1 protein-coding gene is annotated in these 235 nt (G+C 48.1%); it reads left to right on the forward strand.

The annotated features are described in order from the left end of the window. On the forward strand, nucleotides 1-235 hold a 235-nt coding region (locus SB775_RS33925; protein ID WP_410865683.1), incomplete at both ends, for a rhodanese-like domain-containing protein.

Here is a 235-nt window from a genome sequence, read left to right on the forward strand (position 1 = left end):
CTATTTGGAGCCGAAAGAATTCTATAAATTGATGCAAGACCAGGATACAGTGGTCATCGATGCACGCAATGACTACGAATACGATTTGGGGCATTTCCGCGGTGCGGTACGTCCTGACGTAGAAACCTTCCGCGATTTGCCGGAATGGATCCGCGAAAACAAAGAGCAGTTTGAGGGCAAGAAAATTTTGACGTATTGCACAGGCGGCATCCGCTGTGAAAAATTCTCAGGCTGG

It is taken from the genome of Peribacillus sp. SIMBA_075, from assembly GCF_046534585.1.